General features: G+C 70.2%; 22 protein-coding genes. 8 read left to right on the plus strand and 14 right to left on the minus strand.

What is annotated here, in order from left to right; all coding sequences use genetic code 11:
- Positions 1-239: 239 nt before the first annotated feature.
- Together AB0C28_RS54090 and AB0C28_RS54095 are read right to left on the minus strand one after the other, a co-directional pair.
- The gene (locus AB0C28_RS54090) at positions 240-1,685 is read right to left on the minus strand and encodes a penicillin-binding transpeptidase domain-containing protein (RefSeq protein WP_357848351.1); all 1,446 of its coding nucleotides are present in this window, start codon (positions 1,683-1,685) and stop codon (positions 240-242) included.
- Between the two features lie 36 nt (positions 1,686-1,721).
- Positions 1,722-2,081: a MerR family transcriptional regulator gene (locus AB0C28_RS54095; protein WP_357848353.1), complete on the minus strand. Its 360-nt coding sequence runs from the start codon at positions 2,079-2,081 to the stop codon at positions 1,722-1,724.
- Positions 2,082-2,233: 152 nt separating this feature from the next.
- Between AB0C28_RS54095 and AB0C28_RS54100 the strand changes: the two genes are divergently transcribed.
- Complete coding sequence (locus AB0C28_RS54100) at positions 2,234-3,157, plus strand: aldo/keto reductase (protein WP_357848355.1); 924 nt, start codon at positions 2,234-2,236, stop codon at positions 3,155-3,157.
- A gap of 49 nt (positions 3,158-3,206) precedes the next feature.
- Here the strand turns inward: AB0C28_RS54100 and AB0C28_RS54105 are convergent, their stop codons facing one another.
- Positions 3,207-3,845 carry a TetR family transcriptional regulator gene (locus AB0C28_RS54105; RefSeq protein ID WP_357848357.1) on the minus strand — a complete coding sequence of 213 codons (639 nt, stop codon included), beginning with the start codon at positions 3,843-3,845 and terminating at the stop codon, positions 3,207-3,209.
- 90 nt (positions 3,846-3,935) lie between these two features.
- On the opposite strand from AB0C28_RS54105, the gene AB0C28_RS54110 reads away from it, so the two are divergent.
- Positions 3,936-5,261, plus strand: a complete 1,326-nt coding sequence (locus tag AB0C28_RS54110) for a GH1 family beta-glucosidase (RefSeq protein ID WP_358085031.1) — start codon at positions 3,936-3,938, stop codon at positions 5,259-5,261.
- Here AB0C28_RS54110 and AB0C28_RS54115 read toward each other — a convergent pair.
- Positions 5,243-6,139 carry a hypothetical protein gene (locus AB0C28_RS54115; RefSeq protein WP_357848361.1) on the minus strand — a complete coding sequence of 299 codons (897 nt, stop codon included), beginning with the start codon at positions 6,137-6,139 and terminating at the stop codon, positions 5,243-5,245. The two genes, AB0C28_RS54110 and AB0C28_RS54115, sit on opposite strands and share 19 nt — an antisense overlap.
- Positions 6,140-6,341: 202 nt before the next feature.
- On the opposite strand from AB0C28_RS54115, the gene AB0C28_RS54120 reads away from it, so the two are divergent.
- The gene (locus tag AB0C28_RS54120; protein ID WP_358085034.1) at positions 6,342-9,365 is read left to right on the plus strand and encodes a M14 family zinc carboxypeptidase; all 3,024 of its coding nucleotides are present in this window, start codon (positions 6,342-6,344) and stop codon (positions 9,363-9,365) included.
- Between the two features lie 126 nt (positions 9,366-9,491).
- Positions 9,492-10,925 (plus strand): aldehyde dehydrogenase, encoded by a 1,434-nt coding sequence (locus AB0C28_RS54125; RefSeq protein ID WP_357848366.1) that lies wholly within the window; start codon positions 9,492-9,494, stop codon positions 10,923-10,925.
- 191 nt (positions 10,926-11,116) lie between these two features.
- On the opposite strand, the gene AB0C28_RS54130 is transcribed toward AB0C28_RS54125, so the two are convergent.
- The 4 genes from AB0C28_RS54130 to AB0C28_RS54145 form a co-directional block, all read right to left on the minus strand.
- On the minus strand, positions 11,117-11,869 hold the full coding sequence (locus AB0C28_RS54130) for an alpha/beta fold hydrolase (RefSeq protein ID WP_358085037.1): 753 nt from the start codon (positions 11,867-11,869) through the stop codon (positions 11,117-11,119).
- A 147-nt stretch (positions 11,870-12,016) separates the two neighbouring features.
- A complete protein-coding gene (locus tag AB0C28_RS54135) occupies positions 12,017-12,400 on the minus strand; it encodes an AMP-binding protein (RefSeq protein WP_357848370.1) in 384 nt (127 codons plus the stop codon).
- Between the two features lie 74 nt (positions 12,401-12,474).
- A complete protein-coding gene (locus AB0C28_RS54140) occupies positions 12,475-14,898 on the minus strand; it encodes a LuxR C-terminal-related transcriptional regulator (protein WP_358085040.1) in 2,424 nt (807 codons plus the stop codon).
- A gap of 52 nt (positions 14,899-14,950) precedes the next feature.
- The gene (locus AB0C28_RS54145) at positions 14,951-15,694 is read right to left on the minus strand and encodes an AMP-binding protein (protein ID WP_357848374.1); all 744 of its coding nucleotides are present in this window, start codon (positions 15,692-15,694) and stop codon (positions 14,951-14,953) included.
- 186 nt (positions 15,695-15,880) lie between these two features.
- Between AB0C28_RS54145 and typA the strand changes: the two genes are divergently transcribed.
- Positions 15,881-17,734, plus strand: coding sequence for a translational GTPase TypA (typA, locus tag AB0C28_RS54150; RefSeq protein ID WP_358085043.1), 1,854 nt, complete (start codon positions 15,881-15,883; stop codon positions 17,732-17,734).
- Between the two features lie 128 nt (positions 17,735-17,862).
- On the opposite strand, the gene AB0C28_RS54155 is transcribed toward typA, so the two are convergent.
- The 4 genes from AB0C28_RS54155 to AB0C28_RS54170 all read right to left on the minus strand — a co-directional run bounded on the left by AB0C28_RS54155 (position 17,863) and on the right by AB0C28_RS54170 (position 20,584).
- Entirely contained in the window at positions 17,863-18,516 is a 654-nt protein-coding gene (locus AB0C28_RS54155; RefSeq protein ID WP_358085046.1) for a DUF2461 domain-containing protein, read from the minus strand.
- 101 nt (positions 18,517-18,617) lie between these two features.
- Complete coding sequence (locus tag AB0C28_RS54160) at positions 18,618-19,412, minus strand: polysaccharide deacetylase family protein (RefSeq protein WP_357848380.1); 795 nt, start codon at positions 19,410-19,412, stop codon at positions 18,618-18,620.
- A 30-nt stretch (positions 19,413-19,442) separates the two neighbouring features.
- Positions 19,443-19,715 carry a hypothetical protein gene (locus AB0C28_RS54165; protein ID WP_346112943.1) on the minus strand — a complete coding sequence of 91 codons (273 nt, stop codon included), beginning with the start codon at positions 19,713-19,715 and terminating at the stop codon, positions 19,443-19,445.
- Between the two features lie 290 nt (positions 19,716-20,005).
- A complete protein-coding gene (locus AB0C28_RS54170; protein WP_346112941.1) occupies positions 20,006-20,584 on the minus strand; it encodes an XRE family transcriptional regulator in 579 nt (192 codons plus the stop codon).
- A 90-nt stretch (positions 20,585-20,674) separates the two neighbouring features.
- Here AB0C28_RS54170 and AB0C28_RS54175 point away from each other — a divergent pair, with 90 nt between their 5' ends.
- Together AB0C28_RS54175 and AB0C28_RS54180 are read left to right on the plus strand one after the other, a co-directional pair.
- A complete protein-coding gene (locus tag AB0C28_RS54175) occupies positions 20,675-21,514 on the plus strand; it encodes a DMT family transporter (protein WP_357848384.1) in 840 nt (279 codons plus the stop codon).
- Between the two features lie 19 nt (positions 21,515-21,533).
- Entirely contained in the window at positions 21,534-22,478 is a 945-nt protein-coding gene (locus AB0C28_RS54180) for a sensor histidine kinase (RefSeq protein WP_357848386.1), read from the plus strand.
- Positions 22,479-22,494: 16 nt separating this feature from the next.
- On the opposite strand, the gene AB0C28_RS54185 is transcribed toward AB0C28_RS54180, so the two are convergent.
- Positions 22,495-23,085, minus strand: coding sequence for a sigma-70 family RNA polymerase sigma factor (locus AB0C28_RS54185; RefSeq protein WP_357848388.1), 591 nt, complete (start codon positions 23,083-23,085; stop codon positions 22,495-22,497).
- A gap of 248 nt (positions 23,086-23,333) precedes the next feature.
- Here AB0C28_RS54185 and AB0C28_RS54190 point away from each other — a divergent pair, with 248 nt between their 5' ends.
- A complete protein-coding gene (locus AB0C28_RS54190; RefSeq protein WP_358085049.1) occupies positions 23,334-24,407 on the plus strand; it encodes a PLP-dependent cysteine synthase family protein in 1,074 nt (357 codons plus the stop codon).
- Here AB0C28_RS54190 and AB0C28_RS54195 read toward each other — a convergent pair.
- Positions 24,404-25,378 carry an iron-siderophore ABC transporter substrate-binding protein gene (locus AB0C28_RS54195; RefSeq protein ID WP_358085052.1) on the minus strand — a complete coding sequence of 325 codons (975 nt, stop codon included), beginning with the start codon at positions 25,376-25,378 and terminating at the stop codon, positions 24,404-24,406. The two genes, AB0C28_RS54190 and AB0C28_RS54195, sit on opposite strands and share 4 nt — an antisense overlap.
- Positions 25,379-25,433 lie beyond the last annotated feature (55 nt).

Genomic DNA, 25,433 nt, shown 5'->3' on the forward strand with positions numbered 1-25,433 from the left:
CCCACCGCCTGGCCAGCGTCCGCTACGCCGACCGCATCTACGTCCTCGACCACGGCCACATCACCGAACAAGGCGACCACGACACCCTCATGACCCTCAACGGCCTCTACGCTGAGCTCTACACCCTCCAAGCCGACGCCTACCGCTGACCCCCGCCGCCATGAGGGGCGGGCCCGGGCTCGGGCCGTCCGGCGCTCTCCGCGTCATCGGGCGTGGGCTCCGCGTCATCAGGCGTGGGCTCAGGCCAAGGCCGCCTCGATCATCGCGCGCGCGACCGCACCCACCGCGCCCGCGCGCTCCCCCGGCCGTTCCAGCACCACCCCGACCGCCACCTCGGGCGCCCGCGCCGGCGCGAAGGCCGTCACCAGCGCGTGTTCCCCGCCGCCCGGCACGGTCGCGGCGGTGGCGGCCCTGGAGGCCACCCGCACCCCCGGGATCGCCGCCCCCAGGCCCCTCGCGGGCGTCGCGATCGTCATCATCGCCGCCAGGTAGCGGGCCAGCACCGGCGGCACGGCCGTCCGGTACACCACGGGAGCGGCCCGGTTGATCATCGTGCCGTCGCGCAGCCGTACCTCCTCCACCAGATACGGCCGCATCAGCACCCCGTCGTTCGCCACCGCCGCCGACAGCATGGCCACCATCAGCGGCGTCACCCTGTTGTCGTGGTGCCCGACGGCCGCCAGCGCCGTCTGGGCCCGGTCCAGGGCGAGCGGGTACCGGCTCGGCAGCGCGACCAGCGGGATCCGCAGGCTCCCCCCGTTGAAGCCGAACGCCTCCGCCTGGTCCCTGAGCAGGTCCTGCCCCAGTTGCAGCCCAATGCCGGCGAACGCGGTGTCGCAGGACCTCCTGAACGCCAGCGCGAGCGTCGGCCGCCGGTGCGCGCAGTCACCCGGATTGCGCAGGTACGTCGGCGTTCCTGGAAGGCGCAGCCGGTCCGGCGCGTCCACCAGGGCCGTGGGCGTGTACTCCCCCGACGCCAGCGCCGCCGCCGTGGTGACCAGCCGGAACGTGGCCCCGGGCGGATAGAGGCGGTGCAGCGCCCGGTTGAGCAGGGGCTGCGCAGGAGCCTCCCGCAGCCGCCTGACCGCCTCCGCCAGCCGCGCCCGGTCGAACGTGGTCAGCACGTTGGGGTCGTAGGAGGGATAGGTGGCCAGCGCCAGGACCGCCCCGGTCGCCGGATCGAGCGCCACCGCCGCCCCCGGCACCCCCGCGGCGGCGAGCCCCTGGTAGGCCGCCCGCTGCACCCGGTCCCTGACCGTCAGCCTGATGTCGGCTCCCTCGACGCTGCCGTGCCTGACCAGCGACCTGACCCTGACCTTGGGGTCGTCCCCCGACAGCACCGCGTCCAGGGCCTGCTCCATCCCCGTCGAGCGGTGCAGCGACACGTGCCCGGTGAGCGCCGCGTACGGCTCGCCCTGTGGGTAGGCGCGCCGGTAGCGGTAGGGTCCTGCGCCGGTGGGCAGGCTGGTGGCGACGCGGGTGCCGTCGTAGGTGCGGATGTCGCCGCGCGGGTGGCCGTACCTGGCGATCAGCGGGCGCTCGTTCCTGCGGTCGGCGTTGAGCTGGTACGAGCCGAACGCCTGGATGAGCGTGATGTGCGCCAGGAGGACGAAGAGCATCGCCGCGCACACCCTGGCCACGCGGCCCAGGGGTACGTTGATCCACCTCGCCCTCGATCCAGCCATGGATCTTGGTCTACCCGCCAGGGCGCAAAGGGGGAGCTAGAGGACGCTTCGGTAGTAGGAAATCTTGTTCCTGATGTACTGCTGCCGCTCGACGAGGTTCTGGAGCTGCCCCTGAACCTGCTGGTCGTGCTCCTCCAGCAGCTTGATCCGGTCGGGGATCGTGTGGTCGCCCGCGCGGACCAGCTCGGCGAAGCGCAACATCTGAGCGATGGGCATGCCGGTGTCGCGCAGGCACTTGATCGTGCCGAGCCAGCCGATGTCCTCCTGGCTGAAGCGGCGCTGGCCGGCCGCGTTGCGCCCGACGCGCTCCAGCAGGCCGATCTTCTCGTAGTAGCGGAGGGTGTCGATGCTGAATCCGGTCTCCTCGACGACCTCGGCAGGGGTATAAACGCTCACACCCCAAAGTATCCGACCTGGAGTCCACTCCAGGTCAACCGGATCCCGGCACCTCGCCCCCGCCCCGCCGTCCGTCCTGGCCCGCGCACCCGGCCCAGCCGCTCGATCCGGGCGCTTGACATGGAGCGCGCTCCAGCTCGCACAGTCGGCTCATGAACATCGCACTCGGCACGATTCCGTTCGGCACCACCGTCGGCACGCGGGAGACCTTCGCCATCCTGGACCGGTTCCTCGACGCCGGCGGCACCATGCTCGACACGGCCAACAACTACCCGTTCTGGGTCGAAGGCCGCTCGGGCGACGAGAGCGAGGAGACCATCGGCGCCTGGCTGGCCGCCCGCGGCGTACGGGACCGGGTCTTCCTCAGCACGAAGGTCGGCGCGAGGCCGACCGTGCCCGGCGACCTCACCCTCGGCTCGGCCGAGGGCCTGGCCGCGGCGACCATAGCGAAGGGTGCGGAGGACAGCCTGCGGAGATTACGGACGGACTACATCGATGTGTATTGGTCGCACATCGAGGACCGCTCCGTCTCGCTGGAGGAGACCCTGGGGGCGTTCGACCAGCTCACCGGGGCCGGCAAGGTGCGCGCCATCGGGGCCAGCAACATCGCCGCGTGGCGGCTGGAACGGGCCAGGAACGTCTCGGCGGCGCACGGCTGGACGCCCTACACCTACATACAGCTGCGGCACACGTATCTGCGCCCGCGTCCCGGCGCCAGGCCGGCCGAGGCGGGGCACACGCTGGTCTCGGACGACCTCCTCGACTACCTGGCCGCCGAGCCTGACCTGACGCTGTGGGCGTACAACACGCTGATGTTCGGCGCGTACACGCGGCCCGACCGCCCGATCGCCGAGATCTACGACCACCCGGGCACCACCCGGCGGCTGGCCGCGCTGCACGAGGTGGCCGGCGAGCTGGGCGCGACCGCGAACCAGGTCGTGCTGGCCTGGCTGATGACCGACGGCGTCGTCCCCATCGTGGGCGTCTCCACGATGGAGCAGCTTGAGGAGGCCATCGGCGCCGCGGACCTGAAGCTGGACGCCGACCTGCGCGCCCGCCTCGACGACCCGAGCTGAGCCGGACGGCCGGGCGCGGCGCCGGCCGCCCCGGTCAGGGGCACCGGGGTCAGGACAGGTGACCGGCCAGGTAGCGGTGGACCAGTTGCTTGCACTCGGCGATGAGCCGGGGATCGCCCGCCGGGTCGGCCCTGAAGGCGAGCTTGAGCACCGCGTCCGCGGCCTCGACGGCCACCAGCAGGGCCCGGTCGAGCCCTGGGCCCATGGGGGCGTCCAGGAAGTCCATCGTCAGCGCACGCAGGCGCTCGGCCACGACGACGTTGTTGTCCTGCGTCCCGTCGAGCGCCTGCTTGCTGCCTGCGACGGTGGGCCCGCCGGGGGCGAGGAGCACCTCGCCGAAGTCCACCACCGCGAACCCGGGCGTGGTGCGCTTCATGTCGACGAACTCGTCGATCGCGAGATCGACCAGGTCGGTCCAGTGGCCGAGCGCGGCCTCGGGGATGCGTTCGACGATGCGCTGGAGGAACGCCTCCAGGTTGCGCCGCGCCAGGGCGCGTACCAGGCCCTGCTTGTCGTGGAAGAACTGGTAGAACGTGCCGATCGGCACCTCCGCCCGGCGTGCGACCTCTTTCGTGGTCAGCGCCTCGTAGCCGACCTCGTCGAGCAGGTGTGCGCACTCGTCGAGCATCCGTTCCACCCGCTCGACGCTCCGGCGTTGCGCGGGCCGGCGGCGCAGGGTACTGGTCATGGCCCCATCCTGTCGCATACCGGGGACCTTGAGTCAGGGGGTTTGAGCACGATTAACATGAGCCTTACTCGCGTGAGAGGAAGGCCGAGCATGTTCCTCTGGGGTACGGCCACGGCGGCTTACCAGATCGAAGGCGCCGCCGGGGAGGACGGCAGAGGCCCCTCCGTCTGGGACACCTTCGCCCACGAACCGGGCCGCGTCAGAGACGGGCACACCGGCGACGTGGCGTGCGACCACTACCACCGCTGGCCCGAGGACGTGGCCCTGATGGCGGGCCTTGGCGTGAACGCCTACCGCTTCTCCATCTCCTGGCCGCGCGTGCTGCCGACGGGCGCGGGCGAGGTCAACCGGCGCGGCCTGGACTTCTACGACCGCCTGACCGACGCCCTGCTGGCCGAAGGGGTGCAGCCGGTGCCGACGCTGTTCCACTGGGACCTGCCTCAAGCGCTGGAGGAGCGCGGCGGCTGGATGGACCGCGACGTCTCCGCCCTCTTCGCCGAGTACGCCGCCACTGTCGCCGCCCGCCTGGCCGACCGCGTCCCGCTGTGGATCACGCTGAACGAGCCGTTCGTCCACATGGCCTTCGGCTACGCCATGGGAGTGCACGCCCCCGGCCGGGTGCTCATGACCGGCGCCCTGCCCGCCGCCCATCACCAGTTGCTCGGCCACGGCCTGGCGGTCCAGGCGCTCAGGGCGGCCGGCGCCCGCCAGGTGGCGCTCACCAACAACTGCACCCCCGTCTGGCCCGCCTCCACGCGGGAGCAGGACGTGGCGGCGGCCGGCGCGTACGACATCCTGCACAACCGCCTGTTCAACGACCCCGTGCTGCTCGGCGCGTATCCCGACCTGTCCGCCTACACCGGCTCCCTGGACTTCGTCAGGGACGGCGACCTCAAGACCATCTCGGCCCCGCTGGACGCTCTCGGGATCAACTACTACAACCCCACCCGGATCGCCGCCCCGACCGGCCCCCCGACCGACACCGGCCTGCCGTTCGCCGACGCGGGCATCACCGGCTACCCGACCACCGCCTTCGGCTGGCCGGTCGTCCCCGACGGTCTGCGCGAGCTCCTGACCGGCCTGAAGTCCCGCTACGGCGCGGCGCTGCCGCCGATCCTGATCACCGAGAACGGCTGCTCCCAGCCGGACGAGCCCACCGAGCGGGGCACGATCGAGGACGAGGCCCGCGTCGACTTCCTCGACCGGCACATCGCCGCCATGCGACAGGCCATGGCCGAGGGCGTGGACGTGCGCGGCTACTTCGTCTGGTCGCTGCTGGACAACTTCGAGTGGGCCGAGGGCTACCACCAGCGCTTCGGCCTGGTGCACGTGGACTTCGCCACCGGGCGCCGCACGCCGAAGCGGTCCTACCGCTGGTTCAAGGGGTTCCTGGAGGGTCAGAACACCGACACGTGAACGTGGTCGTAGTGGTTGGCGGTCACGCCGCCGCGGTTGGACATCGGGTCCCAGCCGCCACCTGAGCGGATGTCGTAGTAGCGCTGCTTCCAGATGATGTACATGACGCCGAGCCGGCCGCCGTTCTTGATCAGCCAGGCGGCCAGCGCGTCGCCGTTGGCCGCGTTGTTGCCGCCGGCCATGGTGCCGCCAGGCGACATCATGAAGTCGCAGGCCCGTCCCTTGCCGTGCTCGCCGGGGTCGCCGGGGCGCAGGCAGCCGACGCCGTACTTCATGGGGAAGTTCGCCATGATCTCGGCGCGTACGGAGATCATGCGGGGCGTCAGGCCCTCGGCGCCGCCGGGCTGCTGGAAGCCGTACTTGGCGAGGAGCTTCTCGATGTCCTTGCGCCGGCTCTGCATCTGCCTGATCTCTTTGCGCAGCTTCTCGATCTTCTCGTTGGCGTTGAGCTTGGCGTCGTTGGACTTGGCGATCAGCTTCTTGATCGCCTCGACCTTCTTGGCCCGCTCGTTGGCCATGAAGGTGAGCGTGGCGGCCTGCCCGAGCATCTTGTACGGGTCGTCGCTGGGCGTGAGCAACTGGGTGTTGTCGAGCGGGCCGACCATGTAGGCCGTCTGGGCGATCCGGCTGACCTCGGCCTGGGCGGCGCGGAGCTGGGCCTGGAGGCTGCCCGAGGTGTCGGTGGCCTTCTTGGCCTGAAGCCTGATCTCCTCAAGGCTCTGGATCTGACCCCGGTAGCGCTCGCTCAGCTGGGTCGCCTGCCGGGTGAGTTTGCGCAGCTCGGCGGGGCTGGGATCGGCCACGGCCGGAGTGGGTGCGAGCAACCCGAGCAGCCCGGCGAGGACGGTGACAAGAACGGCGGTCCGCCAGATCCTCACACCCGCCCCCTCCCATCATAGACGGACCGAAACTATAGAAGATGATCTTGATCTCTGTCATCCGAACGACCGAACTGCTGCCCCTTTGGCGAAGTTTTGTGTTTTTGTCCGACTTAATACGGGCCCAAAAGTTGGGTCTTGTCTGAAACGCTCCAACCGTCTGAGATGGCGATCGTTCTCCGTCTCTGCGAAGGGGCAGACCGTGTCTCGAACTTTGACCCTCGCCGCGGCCGTCATCCTCGGCTTAGGCACCTCTCTCGTGGCCTCCACGGCCGAAGCCTCCGTGGATCCGCTACCGGCCCACGACCGGCTGGAGCTCTACCAGCTCGAAAGCCCGCCCGGCACCGCGCAGGCCCTCAGGGAGAAGGGCTTCGACGTCGTACAGCAGCAGAACAAGGGCGACAAGGAGCACATCGAGCTGACCGCGGCCCAGACGGACCTCGCCGCCCTGGCCAAGCTCGGGCACAAGCCGGAGCCCGTGCGCAACCCGCAGGGCCAGACCCAGCTGGAGGCGGCCAGGGCGCAGGCGGCGGGCGGCTACACCGTCTACAAGTCCTACTCCGAGCGCGGCGGCATCGCCGACCAGCTCAAGGCGATCGCGGCGGCCAACAAGGACGTCGTCAAGCTGCAGTCGATCGGCAAGACGCTGCGCGGCCAGGACATCCTGGCCGTCAAGGTCTCCACCGGCGCCAGGGTCCTGCCCGACGGGCTCAAACCCGCCGCCCTCTACTCGGCCACCCAGCACGCCCGCGAGTGGATCGCTACTGAGGTGGACATGCGGCTGCTCAAACACGTGGTCGCGAACAAGCGCGCGCTGCGGGACCTGCTCAACACGACCGAGCTGTGGTTCGTCCCCGTGGCCAACCCCGACGGCTACGACTTCACCTTCACCGAGGGCAACCGCCTGTGGCGCAAGAACCTGCGCGACAACAACGGCGACGGCCAGATCACCGGCGGCGACGGCGTCGACCCGAACCGGAACTTCCCCACGAACTTCCACTACGACGAGGAAGGCTCGTCGAGCATCCCCAGCAGCGAGACCTACCGCGGCGCCGGCCCGGCCAGCGAGCCGGAGACCAGGGCCATGGACGGGCTGCTGCGCCGGGTCAAGTTCGAGACCCAGCTCAACTACCACTCCTACGGCCCGCTGCTGCTCTACCCGAGCGGCTTCCAGATCGCCACGGAGACCGCCGACAACCCGATCTACGAGGCCCTCACCGGCGACGACGTCAAGCCCGCGGTGCCCGGCTTCGACCCCGACCTCGGCGCGGAGCTGTACACGACCAACGGCGACACCAACGACCACGCCCACGCCCGCTACGGGACGCTGTCGTGGACGCCCGAGCTGAACGAGGGCTGTGACGGCTGCGGCTTCGTCTTCCCCGACGACGAGGCGCTGGTGCAGGCCGAGTTCGAGAAGAACCTGCCGTTCGCCCTGGACGTGGCGAAGTCAGCGGTCAACCCGGTCGAGCCGGTCACCCACCTGGGCAACAGGACGCCCGACTTCGTCACCGACCCGTTCGAGATCAGCCACGGCAAGGAGCAGGTCGTCGAGGTCAACGCCAAGCGCAAGCTCGGCCCGGTGTTCCTGAACTACCAGGTCAACGGCGGCCGGACCAAGACCGCCACGACCGCCGAGTGGAAGGGCGGCGAGCGCTACGGCGCGGGCTACGACCGCTACTACCACCGCCTCCGCGGCAAGATCACCGGCACCAGGCCCGGCGACAAGGTCAAGGTCTGGTTCAGCTCGATCGGCAGGAAGAGCGCCGACTTCACCTACACGGTCGCCACCGACATCGGCGGCAAGGTGCTGGTGCTGGCCACCGAGGACGTCACCGGCCTCAGCCCGGCGCAGGGCGTGAGCGAAGCCCAGTACGCCGACGAGTACGCCGCCGCCCTCCAGGCCGCCGGCTACAGCTCCGACGTGTACGACATGGACAAGGCGGGCCGCAAGGCCCCGCACCCGCTGGGCGTGCTCAGCCACTACAAGGCCGTGATCTGGGAGACCGGCGACGACGTCATCCCGAGGTCACAGGGCCAGGTGCCCGGCACCACCTCCAAGGGCGGCGTGGACACCGAGCTGGCGGTCCGCGACTACCTGAACGAGGGCGGCAAGGTGCTGCACGCGGGCAAGTACCCGTCGTACGCGGCCAACTTCAACGGCTCCTACTACTACGAGCCCGACCAGCCGGAGAACCCCGAGTGCACGGTGGACGACGATCCGCCCTGCATCCCGGTGTTCAACGACTTCCAGCAGTACTGGCTGGGCGCGTACGTCTTCTTCGACAACGCCGGCACCGACCAGGCCACCGGGCAGCCGTTCGCGCTCCAGGGCAGTTCCGGCGAGTTCGCCGGCTTCGACGGGACGATCGCGCCCGACCACACCCAGTCGTTCGTGGCCACCTCGGCCATCCTGCCCAGCGCCCAGTTCCCCAGGTTCGCCAGCTCGGCCCCGGTGAAGTGGGCGCGTCCCGGCGGCCCGTTCGACCCGCACACCGGCTCCTGGGACGTCTACAGCGGCATCGCCGACGTCTCCTGGAAGCGGCTGACCAAGACCATCGACCTGACCGGCAAGTCGAGCGGCGACCTGTCGTTCTGGACCTCGTACGACACCGAGTTCCACTGGGACTTCCTGGCGGTCGAGGCGCGCACGGCGGGCGGTGACGACTGGACCACGCTGCCCGACGCCAACGGGCACACCACGCAGGAGGCCGGCGACAGCTGCCTGACCGAGAACAGCGGCGGCTGGCGCACGATCCACCCGTTCACCCAGCGCTACCAGGGCGAGAACTGCGAGCCGACCGGTACCTCCGGCGCCTGGCACGCGGCCTCGGGCAACTCCTCCGGCTGGCAGCAGTGGAAGATCGACCTGACCCCGTACGCGGGCAAGCAGGTCGAGATCTCCATCTCCTACATCAGCGACTGGGGCACCCAGGGCGCGGGCGTCTTCCTGGACGACTTCGCCGTCACCCTGGACGGCGCGGCGGCGGAGACGACGTCGTTCGAGACGGACCTGGGCGGCTGGACCGTCGGGGCCGCGCCCGAGGGCAGCTCGCCGTCGATCAACAACTGGTTCCGTACGGACCAGGTGTTCGAGGAGGGCGCCGGCATCGTCACCGAGGACACCGTGTACCTCGGTTTCGGCGTCGAGTCCATCACCGACCCGGCCAAGCGGGCGGACCTGCTCAAGCGGTCCATGCAGCACCTGCTCGGTAAGCGTCACTGACGAGCGCGTGAGGGGCGCGGCACGTGCTGCCGCGCCCCTCTTGCGTGTCCGGACAGAACATGATTCGGTCACCTTGAGGACTGCACAGGGCAAGCAAGCATTCGGTCAAGTGAGAGGCTCCACGACATGCGCCGGCACGACAAGCTGTTCATCGGGGGCGAATGGGTGGCCCCTGCGGGCACCGGAACGATAGAGGTCATCTCCCCCCACACCGAAGAGGTCGTGGGCAGCGTGCCCGAAGGCACCACCGAGGACATGGACCGCGCGGTCGCCGCCGCCAGGCAGGCGTTCGACCACGGGCCCTGGCCGCGGATGACCTTCGCGGAGCGGGCCGAGGTCATCGGCAGGCTGGCCGCGATCTACAACGAGCGCCAGGGCGAGATGGCCCAGCTCATCACCGAGGAGATGGGCTCGCCGATCTCCTTCTCCAACCTCGCGCAGGCGCCGCAGCCGCTCGGCATGCTGCAGTACTACGCCGAGCTGGGCACGACGTTCGAGCAGGAGGAGCAGCGGCCGGGCCTGTTCGGGCCGATCACCGTGCGCAGGGAGCCCGTCGGCGTGGTGGCTGCCGTGGTGCCGTGGAACGTGCCCCAGTTCGTGACCATGACCAAGGTCGCCCCCGCGCTGCTGGCCGGCTGCGCCATCGTGCTCAAGCCGGCGCCCGAGACGCCACTGGACGCGTACCTGCTGGCCGAGTGGGCGGCCGAGGCCGGCATCCCGGCGGGCGTGCTCAACATCGTGGTCGCGGGCCGCGAGGTGGGCGAGCACCTCGTCTCCCACCCCGGCGTGGACAAGGTCGCCTTCACCGGCTCGACGGCCGCCGGCCGGCGCATCGCCGCCGTCTGCGGCGAGCAGCTCAAGCGGGTCAGCCTGGAGCTGGGCGGCAAGTCCGCCGCGATCATCCTGGACGACGCCGACCTGCCCGCCAGCATGGGCTTCCTGACCATGGCCTCCCTGATGAACAACGGGCAGGCGTGCGTCGCGCAGACCCGCATCCTGGCCTCGCGCAACCGCTACGACGAGGTCGTGGACGCCGTCGCGGGCATGGTGAACGGCCAGGCCGTCGGCGACCCCGCCGACCCGGCGACCGGCATCGGGCCGCTGGTGGCCAAGCGGCAGCAGGACCGGGTCGAGGGCTACATCAAGATCGGCATGGACGAGGGCGCCAAGGTCGTCGTGGGCGGCCTCGACCGGCCGTACGACCGCGGCTGGTACGTCTCCCCCACCGTCTTCGCCGGGGTCTCCAACGACATGCGCATCGCCCGCGAGGAGATCTTCGGGCCTGTGCTGGCGGTGATCCCGTACGAGGACGAGGCGGACGCCGTACGCATCGCCAACGACAGCGACTACGGCCTGGCCGGAACGGTGTGGACGGCCGACACCGAGCACGGGATGGACGTGGCCAGGCAGGTCCGTACGGGGACGTACGGGGTGAACTGCTTCATGCTGGAGACCAACGCGCCCTTCGGCGGCTACAAGGCCAGCGGCGTCGGGCGCGAGCTGGGCCCCGAGGGGCTGAACAGCTACCTGGAGTACAAGACGATCGCCCGCCTGGGCTGAGCCGCACACACTCCTGAGCAAGGGTGAGAAAAAGGGCCCCGCATCCCCTGCGGGGCCCTTCACGCGGGATGGGCACCCAGCGCGCCCCCGCGACGCTGGGCAACCGCCCGACTACAGCAGTATGTCCCACGTCCACCGCATCGACGGTTTTCTTTCCCCAGGGACTTACGCCCTAGGTAGACGTTTATTGCTCAGGAAAAGTTCGAAGAGATCCATTTGCCGATTTTGCGGATGAGTTCGGGGGTGGCCGCGGCCTCCGCGTGACCGTATCCGGGCTCGATCCAGAGCTCCTTCGGCTCCTTCGCGCCGGCGTACAGCTGCTGGGGGTGATCCAGCGGGAAGAACGCGTCGGCGTCGCCGTGCACGATCAGCAGCGGCGTCGGCGAGACGAGCCCGGCGGCCTCGTACGGAGGCATCGAGATCGGGTCCCACCGGCCGCGGGCGATCCGCGTGCGCTTGGCCCACCGCGCCGCCCACCGGCCCAGCGGCCGCTCGATCGCCCAGTGCACCTGGCGCATGGGCTTGGTGCCCCGGTAGTACCAGCGGGCCGGGCCGCTCACCGCCACCACCGCGTCCACCCCGCCGCGCAGCCCGGCGTGCCGCACCGCCACCGAGGCCCCCATGGAGAAGCCCACCACGGCGATCCTGGAGTAGCCGATCACGCGGGCGTGCCTGACCGCGGCCTCCACGTCGAGGATCTCCAGGTCGCCCACCGTGGTCTCGCCGCCGGAGCGCCCGTGGCCCCTGAAGTCGAACGCGACCACGCCGCCGTAGCCACTCAGCACGTGCACGATGCGGCGCGCCGTGCGATCCCGCCACGAACCGGTGAAACCGTGCGCCACGACGATGCCGACGTCCGTACGGGCGGACGGGGTGTGCGCGGCGTCGATGCGGACCCCGTCCTCGGTTCTGAGCATGACGGGGAAGCTGGGCGCGAAAGGCATGGGATCGAGCTTAGGGTCGCCCCCCGCTCACCCAGCGCCCGGACACCCCGCACCCGCTCACCCCGCGCCGGGCCTTCCCGCGACCGGTCACCCCGCGCCCGGCCCGTCCGGTCGCGGCCTTCCCGCGACCGGACGCCCCGGTCGTGATCAGCGGCCCGACGGGCACGACGGCGAGGCGCCGCTCAGGTCCGCGACGCTCATCACGATCCGTACCCGCGACTCCTCGGCCGCGTCGAGCGCCCGCTGGACGTTGGAGATCATCACCCGGGCCGCGCTCTCCTGGATGCGGTCCCGCAGCGTGGCCTGGTCGAGGTCGACCGGCAGGGGCCAGGCGACGCCGTCGGCCGCGATCACCGCGTGGGTCGCCACCAGCAGGTCGGGGCCGACGGGCAGGCAGATGAGCACGGTGTCTCCAGCGCGCACTCCCTTGTGCCGCAGCCGGACGGCCGCGACCGCGGACCTCTCGTCCAGCTGCTCCTCGGTGAGCTTCAGGCCGGTGCCCGAGTCCACCATCACGATGCGCTGATCCATGGGGCCCACCGTAAAGAGGGCATCTCTGGCACACATGGGGCGGAATATGCAGATCCCTATGCAGAAGCGCGCGCCTACCCGGAGCCGTTCGAACGCTCGGCCGCCCACACCGCGATCTGCGCCCGGGAGGTGTAGCCGAGCTTCTCCATGATGTTGGCGATGTGCCGTGCGACCGTCGCCGGGCTGATCACCAGCTCACCGGCGATGCCCCGGTTCGACAGGCCCCGGGTGAGCAGGCCGGCGATCTCGCGTTCGCGGGCGGTCAGCACCGAGTGCTTGACCGGCTCGGCCGTCACCGGCGCCTTCGCCGCCTTCGGGGGCAGCCGCTCGCCCGCCAGCACCCGGCGGGCGGCGACGTCGGGGCACATGCCCCGCCCGCGCGACCACAACGAGGTCGTACGGCCGTCGCCCAGCTTCGTCCTGGCCCGCCCGAGCAGCTCTTCGAACCTGGTCGTGGCGGAGTGTTGCCCGATCGACTCGCGCAGCCCGGCGGCCGCGGCGGCGGCCAGCACCGCGCCCTCCAGGTCGCCCTCGCACTCGGCCAGCACCGACAGCCCCACCAGGCAGCGGGCCACGGCCTGCCGCTGCCCCGTCGCCCGCGCGATCTCCGTGCCGGCCGCCAGCCGCTCGCGCGCGGTGCCGAACTCGTGCAGCATCGCCGCGACCCGGCCGATCCTGGCCAGGCAGCGGGACAGTTCGAGGTCGCTGCCGAGCTCGCTCAGCCACGGCGCGGCCGTCTCGTACTGGGTCTTGGCGGTGGTCAGGTCGCCCCTGGCCTCGGCCACCGCGCCGAGCTGGACCGCTGTCCTGGCCATCAGCCAGCGGTGGCCGTGCTCGCCGGCCCGCGCCAGCGCCTCCTCCCCGTGCCGCTGCGCCTCGCGCAGCCGGCCGCGGATCAGCGCCACCGCCGACACCCCGGCCAGGCTCGCCGCCTGGTTCCACAGGTCGCCGGAGCGGGTGGCGGCGGCCAGGCCCGCCTCCGCGTGGTGCGCCGCCTCCTCGGAACGGCCCATGCGCAGCAGCACCACGACGAGCAGGTTGTGCATGACGCAGCGCGGGAAGTCGTCGTCGGGCGCCATCTCGGCCAGGCTCCGCGTGGCCGTCTCCAGCGACCGGCTCAGCTCGTCCTTCGCCTCCAGGCCGTAGGCGAGGTAAGCCATGGCGTGGGCGATCTCCTCGGCGGGCACGCCGGTCGTGTCGAGCGACAGCAGCCGTTCGATCCAGCCGACGATCTCCCTGAGGTTGCCGCCGAGCGGCAGCAGCCCCGTGCTGGTCTGGCAGAGGCGCAGGCCGAGCAGCACGTCGCCGGACTCGGCCGCCCATTCGAGCGCCACCCGCTGATCGTCGATCAGCTCACGGCTGGCCATCAGCGCCTCGGACCGGCGCGGCCAGGGCACGCCCGGCTCGACCACCTCGCACGCGAAGTGGCGTTCCTGCAGCGCGCAGAGCACGTGGAGGTGCCGCTCGCGCAGGACCTCCCGCTCGCCGGCCTGGCGCAGGCGCTCCAGCGCGTAGCGCTTGATGGTCTCCAGCAGCCGGTAGCGCCTGCGGCCCTCGTCGCACAGCACGAGCGACTTGTCGACCAGGCCGCCGAGCAGCTCGACGATCTCGCTCGGGGCGATGGGCCGCTCGGCGCAGACCTGCTCGGCCAGGACGAGGTCGAAGTCACCGGCGAACACCGACAGGCGGCGCAGCAGCACCTGCTCCTTGGCACAGAGCAGGTCGTAGCTCCACTCCACGGCCCCCAGCAGCGTGCGCTGGCGGGCGGGGGCGGTGCGCCCGCCGGTGGTGAGCAGCGAGAACCGGTCGTCGATGCGGTCGGCGATCTGGCCGGGACTGAGCAGACTCGTACGGGCCGCGGCGAGCTCAAGCGCCAGCGGCAGCCCGTCGAGCGCCCGGCACAGACGCACCACGTCGGGCAGGCTGACGGCGTCGAGCCTGGTGCCGGCGGCCGTGGCGCGGTCCATGAACAGCTGCACGGACTCGGCGTCGGCGGCGCCCTCGCCGGGCAGGTCGAGCGGCGGCACCCGCCAGATCAGCTCGCTGGCGATGCGCAGCGGCTCTCTGCTGGTGGCCAGCACCCGCAGCGCCGGGCAGCCCGCCACCAGCGCCGCGACCACCTCCGCGCACCTGTCGACCAGGTGCTCGCAGTTGTCGAGCAGCAGCAGGCAGCGCTGGTCGCGCAGCCGCGCCGTCACCGTGTCGAGCAGCGGCCGGCCGGCCTCCTCGCGCACGCCGAGCACGCGCGCGATCTCCTGCTCGACCAGCTCGGCCCGGCCGAACCTGGCCAGCTCGACCAGCCACACGCCGCCGGGGTAGGCGGGCACGAGCCGGGCGGCGACGCGCAGCGCCAGCCGGGTCTTGCCGATGCCGCCGACGCCGCACAACGTGACCACGCGCGTGTCGCCGACCAGGTCGTGCAGGTCGTCAAGGTCACGCTCGCGACCGACGAAGCGGTTGGGCTCCGCCGGAAGGTTGTGCCGGGGGGTATCTGGCATGTGCTCACCCTGCGTCGCGGAAGGATCACGCTCTTCCACAGTGTCGCACTTTTCACAGGCCAAGCGAGCTCACGACCGCCCTTTCGTCGACGACGCGCAGAAGTGGATTCCCGAGCAGCCTTCTGGCCAGGTCGTACGGCGCCACGACCACGGTCGCCCGGCGCTCCTGGGCCAGCACGCGGCAGCCGACCAGGCTCGGCTCGTGGGCGACCACGACGTGGGCTCCGGACATCATGGCTAAATCGATCACCCGCAGCCCGCGGAACGGCTCGCTCACCGCGCTGATCAGGACGTCGTCCTTGGCGATCACCAGCCGGGTGGCCAGCCTGTGCAGGTCGGTCGTCAGCTCGGCGTTGTCGAGCAGCCGCTCGCCGTCGAGCGTGAGCGCGGGCCCGGCGAGCGGCCCGAACTCGACGGTGCCGCTGGACAGCAGCTCGCCGAAGGGCCTCGCGCCCGGCGCGGGCAGGAACGAGAAGACCTGGTCGACCTTGGCCGCTGTGGGGTCGTGGCCCTCGTGGGCGATCATGAAGCGGGACGCCCCCGAGGCCGAGAGCACCGCGGTGCCGCCGGCCCAGGCCACGGCGTGCACCGCCACCGGAAGGTGAGTGCCCTGGGGGACGTCGACCAGCACCCGCTCGCCGTAACGCAGGCCGTGCGCGCGCAGGCCCGCTGCGGCGCGGGTGACCCGTCTCGCGAAGGCCGCGTAGGACAGCACGTCGCCGGTCCTCACGTCGCTCACCGCCGGCTGATCACCCTGCGTCGGAGCAGCGGACATAACCAGCTCAGTCCAGGTCATGCGCTCAATGTAAAGAGCCCGGCCGCGCCTGCCATGCGCAAGAATGTGCAACCGGCTATGTAGCCGCCCATGAACAGGTGCGGGCGGGCCCCTTGTCCCGCTCCTGCCATCAGAGGGGATCAACTAGACTTAGAGGGTCGCGACTTCGCGCGGCCGCCCCCACCGAATACAGAGCGAGACGTCATCATGCCTTTGAACAGCCGCGACGACCTGCGGAACATCGCGATCATCGCGCACGTCGACCATGGCAAGACCACGCTCGTCGACGCCATGCTCTGGCAGTCCGGGGCGTTCCGCGCCAATCAGGACGTCGACGACCGGGTCATGGACTCCAACGACCTGGAGCGCGAGAAGGGCATCACCATTCTCGCGAAGAACACCGCCGTCAAGCACGGCGGCATGACCATCAACATCATCGACACCCCCGGCCACGCCGACTTCGGCGGCGAGGTCGAGCGCGGCCTGTCCATGGTCGACGGCGTCGTGCTGCTGGTCGACGCATCCGAGGGGCCGCTGCCGCAGACCCGGTTCGTGCTGCGCAAGGCCCTGGCCGCCAAGATGCCGGTCATCCTGTGCATCAACAAGGTCGACCGCCCCGACGCCCGCATCAAGGAGGTCGTGGACGAGGTCTACGAGCTGTTCATGGACCTCGACGCCACGGAGGAGCAGATCGACTTCCCGATCGTCTACGCCTCCGCCAAGGCGGGCCGGGCCTCCCTGGCGCGCCCCGACGACGGCGGCATGCCCGACTCCGAAGACCTTGAGCCGCTGTTCGACATCATCAAGTCGACGATCCCGGCGCCCACCTACGACCCGAGCGCGCCGCTGCAGGCCCACGTCACCAACCTCGACGCCTCCTCCTACCTCGGCCGCATCGCGCTGTGCCGGATCCACCAGGGCGTCATGCGCAAGGGCCAGCAGGTGGCCTGGTGCCGCACCGACGGCTCGATCCAGCGCGTCAAGATCACCGAGCTGCTCATGACCGAGGCGCTGGAGCGCAAGCCGGCCGAGGAGGCAGGTCCCGGCGACATCATCGCCATCGCCGGCATCCCCGAGATCATGATCGGCGAGACGCTGGCCGACCCCGAGGACCCGCGCCCGCTGCCGCTGATCACGGTCGACGAGCCGGCCATCTCCATGACCATCGGCACCAACACCTCGCCCCTGGTGGGCAAGGTCAAGGGCTCGAAGGTGACCGCCCGCATGGTGAAGGACCGCCTCGAGAAGGAGCTCGTCGGCAACGTCTCGCTGCGCGTGCTGCCCACCGACCGGCCCGACGCCTGGGAGGTGCAGGGCCGCGGCGAGCTGGCGCTGGCCATCCTGGTCGAGCAGATGCGCCGCGAGGGCTACGAGCTGACCGTCGGCAAGCCGCAGGTGGTCACCAAGACCATCGACGGCAAGGTGCACGAGCCGGTCGAGCGGCTGACGGTCGACTGCCCCGAGGAATACCTGGGCGCGATCACGCAGCTGCTGGCGGTGCGCAAGGGCCGGATGGAACACATGACCAACCACGGCACCGGCTGGATCCGGATGGAGTTCGTGGTGCCGGCTCGGGGCCTGATCGGCTTCCGTACCGAGTTCCTCACCGAGACCCGCGGCACCGGCCTGGTGCACCACGTCTTCGACTCCTACGAGCCGTGGTTCGGCGAGCTGCGCACCCGTAACAACGGCTCGCTGGTGGCCGACAGGTCCGGCCCGGTGACCGCGTTCGCCATGCTCAACCTCCAGGAGCGCGGCACGCTGTTCGTCTCGCCGACGACCGAGGTCTACGAAGGCATGATAGTCGGGGAGAACTCCCGGTCCGACGACATGGACGTGAACATCACCAAGGAGAAGAAGCTCACCAACATGCGCTCCTCCACCAGCGAGGAGACGGAGAAGGTGATCCCGCCGCGCACCCTGTCGCTGGAGCAGGCGCTCGAGTTCATCCGCGAGGACGAGTGCGTGGAGATCACGCCCGAGCACGTGCGCATCCGCAAGGTCGTCCTCGACGCCTCCATACGGGGCCGCGCCGCCGCCCGCGCCAAGCGCGGAAACTGACTCCCTCGAAGGCCGCGTTCCGTCCGCTCGAAGCGGGCGGGGCGCGGCCTTCGTCCATGTACGCGCCTCGGTCCGGCCGCCGGCGATCCCGGCGTTCAGCGGGATCGCCTGCTCCGTGTACGGGGGGGTCAGCGGCGGCGGGGAAGTTCGCTGCCGCGTACGTTCGCGCAGAGCCACTCCACCAGCGGACCCGACGCGCGCCAGGTCCGCTCCACCCGGTCCCGGGCCCGCGCCGTGTGCACCCACTCGCGCGGCTCGAACCGCTTGGCCGCGTAGAGCGACTTGTGCCGGAGCAGGTCGATGCGCGGATGGTCCTCCTCGAACCCTCTCGGCCTGGTCTTCAGCCGCTCGCCGCGCAGCTCGTAGCCCTCGGCCGCCAGCGCGGCCGTGATCGACTCCAGCGGTTTGCCCGTCAGGTCCTCGTCCACGGCGGCGCGGAAGCGGGCCACCTGGTCGGAGGCGGTCGAGTAGATGCCGCCCGCCGCCAGCAGCCCGGCCGCGCTGAGCTCCACGTAGAACCCGATGCCGGGCATCAGGTCGACGAACGCTCCCTGATGCGTCTTGTACGGCGACTTGTCCTTGGCGAAGCGCACGTCGCGGTACGGCCGGAAGAGCTGGGCCGGGCCGAACTCCGCCGCCAGCTCGTCGGTGAGCGCCAGCATGGGAGCCCGCACGGCCTGCTCGTAGAGCTCCTTGTGCCGCGCGAAGTACGTCTTCGAATTGTCCGCCTCAAGCCCTTCGTAGAAGATGAACGCCTCGTCGGGGAAGCCGGTGAAACCCATGTCACCAGGGTCCCACGAGGCGCGGGCGGCCCGGCGCCCCGGTCGGCGTCCGGCGTGCTCGCGACCCGGCGACCCGGCGGCCCGGCGACCCGGCGACCCGGTCAACGTTCGGTGTACTTGCGGCCGGGCGCGGGCGTCCTGCCGTACAGCTCGGAGACGGTGACGAACGTGTAGCCCTTCCTGCCGAGCCGGTCGAGCATCTCCGGCACGGCGTCCACCGTCGTGCGGTGGATGTCGTGCAGCAGCACGATCGATCCCGGTTTGGCCTGGCTGGCGCGCTTGACCACGGTTGCGCTCTCCCGGTCGCGCCAGTCGAGGGTGTCGACGCTCCACAGGATCTGCGCGAGCCCTTCGCGGCGCGTCTCGGCCGCCACGGCCTCGTCCGTCGCCCCGTACGGTGGCCGCATCACCCGCATCCGCACCCCCGTGAGCCGCTGCACGATGTCCTCGGTGTGCTTGAGCTCGCGTTTGACCGCCTCGTGCGGCAACTCGGAGAGCGCAGGATGGCTCCAGGAGTGGTTGCCGATCTCGTGGCCGTCGCCCACGATGCGCCGGACGGTGTGGCCGCCCTTGTCGGCGGCCACCATCTGCCCGATGACGAAGAAGGTGGCCTTGACGTCACGCGTGCTCAGCATGTCGAGCAGCCGGCCGGTGTGCTCGCCGGGGCCGTCGTCGAAGGTGAGGGCCACGCACTTGAGCCGGGCGCAGTCGAACCTGCGGCTGCGCGGCCAGCCGGCCTGCATCGAGATCAGCCTCTTGGCCAGCGAGTCGGGATCGACGACGGGCCGCGTCAGCGGCACGACCGGCACCACGTACTGCTGCTGTAGGCGCGGCACCGACAAGGTGACACAGCTCACCAGGGCGAGCAGGGCCAGCGGCAAGGCCCATACGCGCATGCTTCCCCCCGAAACACCGCACGCGGGGGCCTACGGATAATCCTGGACCGGTGCCCCCCGCAGCTCCCTGGCCAGGTCGTCCCACCAGATTGGGATATCCGTCTGCAATTCCTGGTAGCGGCGCGCCACGCGCATGGCACATCCGACCGGATCTGTGCCCAGATGCCGACGTTTCACCGGCCCTTCCTGCCAGCGGTAAAAACCATCCCTATAACGCACGACCAGGCCGATCCATACCGAGATGGTCTCGTCGTCGCCCACTTCGTACGCGCAGGTGACGCCCAGACCATGAAGCTCGGCCATGAGCTTCTCCGTCGCCGCTCGGGCCTCACTCACACGCCACCCCCTGCCGACGTCGCGACATCCGCGGACGACCGCCGGAGCGGCCCGCCGCACACAAGGGATGTACCCAGCAACGGGCATCAGCCGTCCAAGACATGGAGTAATCATGAAACTCCACCGGGTGATCAGGGGGCCGTTCACGATATTTGGTCAGGGGCGAATGCGCGGCGTGGCGCCGGTCCAGGCGGACCGTCTCAGGCCGGGTCACGCATCACACGCGGACTCGCGCGGCTCGGGCCGGGTCACGAGCCTCAGGACGGGTCGTGCGGCTCCCGCGGCTCGGCGACGACCATGACGAACCTGAGCTCCTTCTCGCCCCTGTTCGCGTAGACGTGGGGCCGGTCGGCGGTGAAGAGCGCGGCGTCGTCCTCGCCGATCACATGGCTCTTGCCGTAGACCGTGAGCGTCAGCTCCCCCGCGAGCACGGTCAGCATCTCGCGGGTGCCGGGCGGATGCGCGTCGCCGTCGTGGTGCTCGCCGGGCGCGAGCCGCCAGTCCCATAGTTCGAGGATCATCGGCACGTCCGCGCCCACCAGCAGCCGCGCGCGTACGTCTCCCTGGTCGAACGTGACCACGTCCGCCTTGTCCACCACCCGTACGACCGGCACGTCGGCGACCTCGACCAGCCTGGCCACGGTGACGCCGAGCGCGGAGGCGATCCGGGTGAGGGTGGTGACGCTCGGATTCGTCCGGCCCTGCTCGACCTGGACCAGCATGCCCCTGCTCACTCCCGACCTGGCGGCCAGCGCGTCGAGGGTCAGCCCGCGGTGCGCGCGCTGGGCGCGCACGTTGCTGGCGATGGCCTGGGTGATCATCTCCGGATCTTCCATGGGAGTTCAGTGTAGTGAAGGAAAGGTACAAAGGACTGTACTCTGTCTGTTGTACCAACAGTGCAACACATTGAACTGAAGGGAAGCCCGGTGACGGTGATCCTGGCCACGGCCTGCGCGATCGTGTACGGCACCGCCGACTTCTTCGGCGGCCTGGCCACCCGCCGCGCGCAGGTGCTGTCGGTGGTCACGCTCTCCCAGCTCGCCGGCCTGGCGCTGATCCTCGGCCTGCTGCCGCTGCTGCCCGGCGCCTACAGCGATCCGGCCCTGGCCTGGGGCCTCGCGGCGGGCCTGTCGGGAGCGGCCGGGCTGGTGCTCTTCTACCGGGCGCTGGCCACGGGCGTCATGTCGGTGGTGGCGCCCACGACGGCGGTGACCTCGGCCGCGCTGCCGGTGGTGTTCGGGCTGGCCGCCGGCGAGCGCCCGCACGCGTGGGCGCTGGTGGGCGTGGCGCTGGCGCTGGGCTCGGTGCTGCTGGTGAGCCAGGACAAGTCCGGCGGCGGGCGCGGCTCGCTCGTCTCGGTGCTGGTGGCGCTGGCCGCGGGCGCGGGGTTCGGCGGGTTCTTCATCCTGCTGTCCATGGCGCCGCACGAGTCGGGGCTGTGGCCGCTGGTCGGCGCCCGCCTGTCGTCGGTGACCACGGTGGCCCTGCTGGCACTGCTCACGCGGCGCGCGCTCAGGCCGGGCCCGGGGTCGCTGCACATCATCGTGGCCGCGGGCGTGCTCGACATGGCGGCCAACGTGCTCTACCTGCTGGCCCAGCAGGAGGGCCTGCTCAGCCTGGTCGCCGTGCTGGTCTCGCTCTATCCGGCGAGCACGCTGCTGCTGGCCAACCGGGTGCTCGGTGAGCGGCTGCGGCCCGTGCAACTGGGCGGCGTCCTATGCGCACTGGCCTCGGTGGCGCTCATAGCCGTTGCGCAGCCCCTCTAGCGCTTGCTACGTTTCGCCCGTGCACCGTGAGCGGGCACGTTTCGATGAGGAGTCGTTGAAGCACGTCGCGGTGCCGTACGACTCCGATGAGTCCTTTCTGGACCTGATCGCGCCGCGCGTCCGCGCCGCCCTGGACGACGGCACGCGCGTGCTGGTCGTCACCTGCGCGGCCAAGCTCTCCCTGCTGGCCGAGGCGCTGGGCCAGGACGCGGGCCGCATCGACAGCCGGGTCTCCACCTCCTGGTACGACCACCCGTACCGGACGCTGGCCGCCTACCACGAGTACACGCGCGGCCGGCGCACCCTCGTGGTCGGCGAACCCGTGTGGACCGGCAGGAGCGAGCGCGAGATCAGGGAGCTGATCCGCTACGAGTCCGTGCTCAACGCGGCGCTCCGCCCGGCCGCCGCGACCATGTTCTGCCTGTACGACCTGCGCCACGTGCCCGACGAGGTACGCGACTTCAGCGCGATCAACCATCCGGTGCTGCTCGGCACGGACGGAGAGGTGACCAGCACCCGGTTCGTCGAGCCGCACGACCTGGTCCTCGACCACGACCGCGTCCCCCTGCCCGCGCCGGGGAGCCCGGCCGAGACGATCAGGTTCACCGCGCGGGAGCTGAAACGGCTGCGTCAACGCGTCGGCGACTACGCCAGGGCGGCCGGCATGGACGGCAACCTGATCACGTCACTGGTGATCAGCGTGTCCGAGATCGCCGCCAACAGCGTCGAGCACGGAGCCGGCTACGGCACGATCGCGATGTGGCCGGCCGAAGGAGAGCTGGTCTGCGAGATCACCGACCCCGGCGGCTCCCTGGACGACCCTTTACCCGGCTACATACCACCGGAGCCCGAATCCCCACGGGGATACGGGCTCTGGATCAGCAGGCAGCTCTGCGACCTCGTGGAGCTGCGCACGGAAGACGACGGGTTACGCGTCCGCCTCCATCTCCGGATGGAGCCCTGAAGGCGGGACGATCGGTCTAGGCGGCGTGCTGGGCCTGCACGGGAATGCGCAGTGCGCCTTCCTCGCGGGCGTACTCCTCCAGCATCACCCGAAGCTGGCGGCGGCCCCGGTGCAGCCGCGACATCACGGTGCCGATGGGCGTGCCCATGCGCTCGGCGATCTCCTTGTACGCGAACCCCTCCACGTCGGCCAGGTAGACGGCCACGCGGAAGTCCTCGGGCAGGGAGCGCAGGGCGTTCATCACGACGTTGTCGGGCAGCCGGTCGAGCGCCTCGGTCTCGGCGGAGCGCAGCCCGGAAGAGCTGTGCGACTCGGCGGCGTGCAGCTGCCAGTCCTCGATGTCCTCGGCGGCGGACAGCTTGGGCGAGCGCTGCTTCTTGCGGTAGTCGTTGATGAAGTTGTTGGTCAGGATGCGGTGCAGCCACGCCTTGAGGTTGGTGCCCTCGCGGAACTGGTGGTACGACGTGTACGCCTTCGCCACCGTCTCCTGCACCAGGTCCTCCGCGTCCGCGGTGTTACGGGTCAGGCGCATGGCGGAGGCGAAAAGCTGCGACGTCACGGGCACGACATCGCGCTCGAACCAGTCTTGACGCTGCTCATCGGTCATGGTGATCAATTCATTCCCCCTTGCGCTATCCCCCGTTTCGGCACAAGCCGCCTGATAGCGGTTCCATCATCGCAAGACCCAGGTAAGGGACGCGTTAGGGAGGTTCCGCGGTGATCAGAGAGGGGTTTCGTCCTACTGCTCGCGGCGTGCGTCATCACGTCCACGGCGGGACAAGTATCTTTATCATAACACTACCTATCCAATCCTGCAGTAATAGTGGCGAGAGTCACATGGGATAGCGTATGGACATGATTTCCGTGGACCGCCACGACGCTGGTGCACGCCGCTGGGTGGCTGAGGCCATCCGCAAGGTCGAGGCCGACGCCAATCGAAGTTGCGACACTCATCTGCACGTCTTCCCGCTTCCCTCGCATTGGGGAGTAAACCTCTACTTGAAAGACGAATCGGTGCACCCAACCGGTTCACTCAAACATCGACTTGCCCGGTCCCTGTTCCTGTACGGCCTGGCCAACGGCTGGATCGGCCCCGCCACGACGGTGGTCGAGGCGTCCAGCGGATCGACCGCCGTGAGCGAGGCGTACTTCGCCCGCCTGCTCGGCCTGCCCTTCATCGCGGTCATGCCCGCGTCCACGTCACCGGAGAAGATCCACCTCATCGAGTTCTACGGCGGCAAGTGTCACTTGGTGGACGATCCCGGCACGATCTATGACGAATCTCACCGCTTGGCCACCGAGACCGGCGGCCACTTCATGGACCAGTTCACCTACGCGGAGCGGGCCACCGACTGGCGCGGCAACAACAACATCGCCGAATCCATCTATTCCCAGATGTCCATGGAGCCGCATCCCGAGCCGGCCTGGATCGTGGTCGGCGCCGGCACCGGCGGCACCTCCTCCACCATAGGCCGCTACATCCGCTACCGCCGCCACGCCACCCGCCTGGCCGTCGTCGATCCGGAGGGCTCGGCCTTCTACCCGAGCTGGACCTCGGGCGACAGCGCGGTCACCGCTCCCGGCTCGCGCATCGAGGGCATCGGCCGGCCCCGCGTGGAGCCCTCGTTCCAGCCCATGGTGATCGACCGCATGATCGCCGTGCCGGACGCCCGCTCGATCGCGGCCATGCACTGGGCCCGCGAGGTGACCGGCCTCGACGTCGGAGGCTCGACCGGCACCAACCTGGCCGCCTGCGTGGAGCTCGTCGAGGAGATGCGCGCGGCGGGCGAGCAGGGCAGCATCGTGACACTGGTGTGCGACAGCGGCGACCGGTACAAGGGCACGTACGGCGATCCCCGCTGGCTGGCCGCCAACGGGCTCGACGTGGCGCCCCATCTGACGGAGTTGCGCGCATTCCTGACCGGCTAGGGCCTGGCCGGGTCCACGGTGAAGAACTCGGCCACGTCGTCCAGGATCGCGTGCGCGCCCTGGATGCCCACGGCGCTCATCCACGTCAGGTCGCCCACCTCGTGCTTGGCCCCCTTGAGCTTGCCCCACAGGGGGTTGGCGGTGAACTTCTCCTTCGGCCCGTCGCTCGACGGGTCCGGGTAGGTGGCCACGAAGATGTGCTCGGCGTCCAGGTCGGCGATCCGCTCCTGGCTCACGTCGACCGCGATGGCGTCCTGCTTGGCCGGCTGCCCCTCGGGACGCGGGAACCCGACGTCCTTCATGACCACGCCCGAGTAGGAGTTCTCCACGTACAGCCGGGTCGTGGGCTCTCCGGCGAAGCGCACGATGGAGATCGTCGGCATTTCGCCCTCCTTCTCCTTGATCGCGGCCCCGATGGTGCGCGCCCGCTGCTCGTACTCCTTGATCCGGGTCTCGGCCAGCTCCTCCTTGCCCAGGGCCCGGCCCATCAGGCGCAGGTTGTCCTTCCAGATCGCCCCCGTGGTCTCGCTGAACACGGTCGGCGCGATCTTGGCGAGCTTGTCGTACAGCGCCTCGTGCCGCACCTTGGCCGAGACGATCAGGTCGGGCTTGAGCGCGATGACCTTCTCCAGGCTAGGCTCCTCCAGGGTGCCGACCGGGGTCGCCTCCTTGCCGTACCGCTCGGCGACCGGCCCGAGGTAGCCGGGCAGCGTGGAGTCGATCGAGCGGTACGTCGTGTACCCCACCACCGGCGTCTCCAGCGTCAGCACGGCGTCCACGAAGCTCTGGTCGAGCGCCACCACCCGCTGCGGCCGGGCCGGGATGACCGTTTCGCCCATCGCGTGCTCGACCGTCCTGAAGGGGGCCGCACCAGTGCCGGAGGTCGCGGAGGTGGCGGCGGGCTCCGGCGAACCGCAGGCGGCCAGACTCGCCATCAGCAGCGCCACGACGAGCACGCGCGACGGTCTCATGAAGTACCTCTTCTCCAAAGTAAGGCAAACCTAAATTAGGTAAGCCTTAGCCTAA

Origin of the sequence: Nonomuraea sp. NPDC048892, from assembly GCF_040649735.1 — a bacterium.
Taxonomy (GTDB): Bacteria; Actinomycetota; Actinomycetes; order Streptosporangiales; family Streptosporangiaceae; genus Nonomuraea; species Nonomuraea maheshkhaliensis.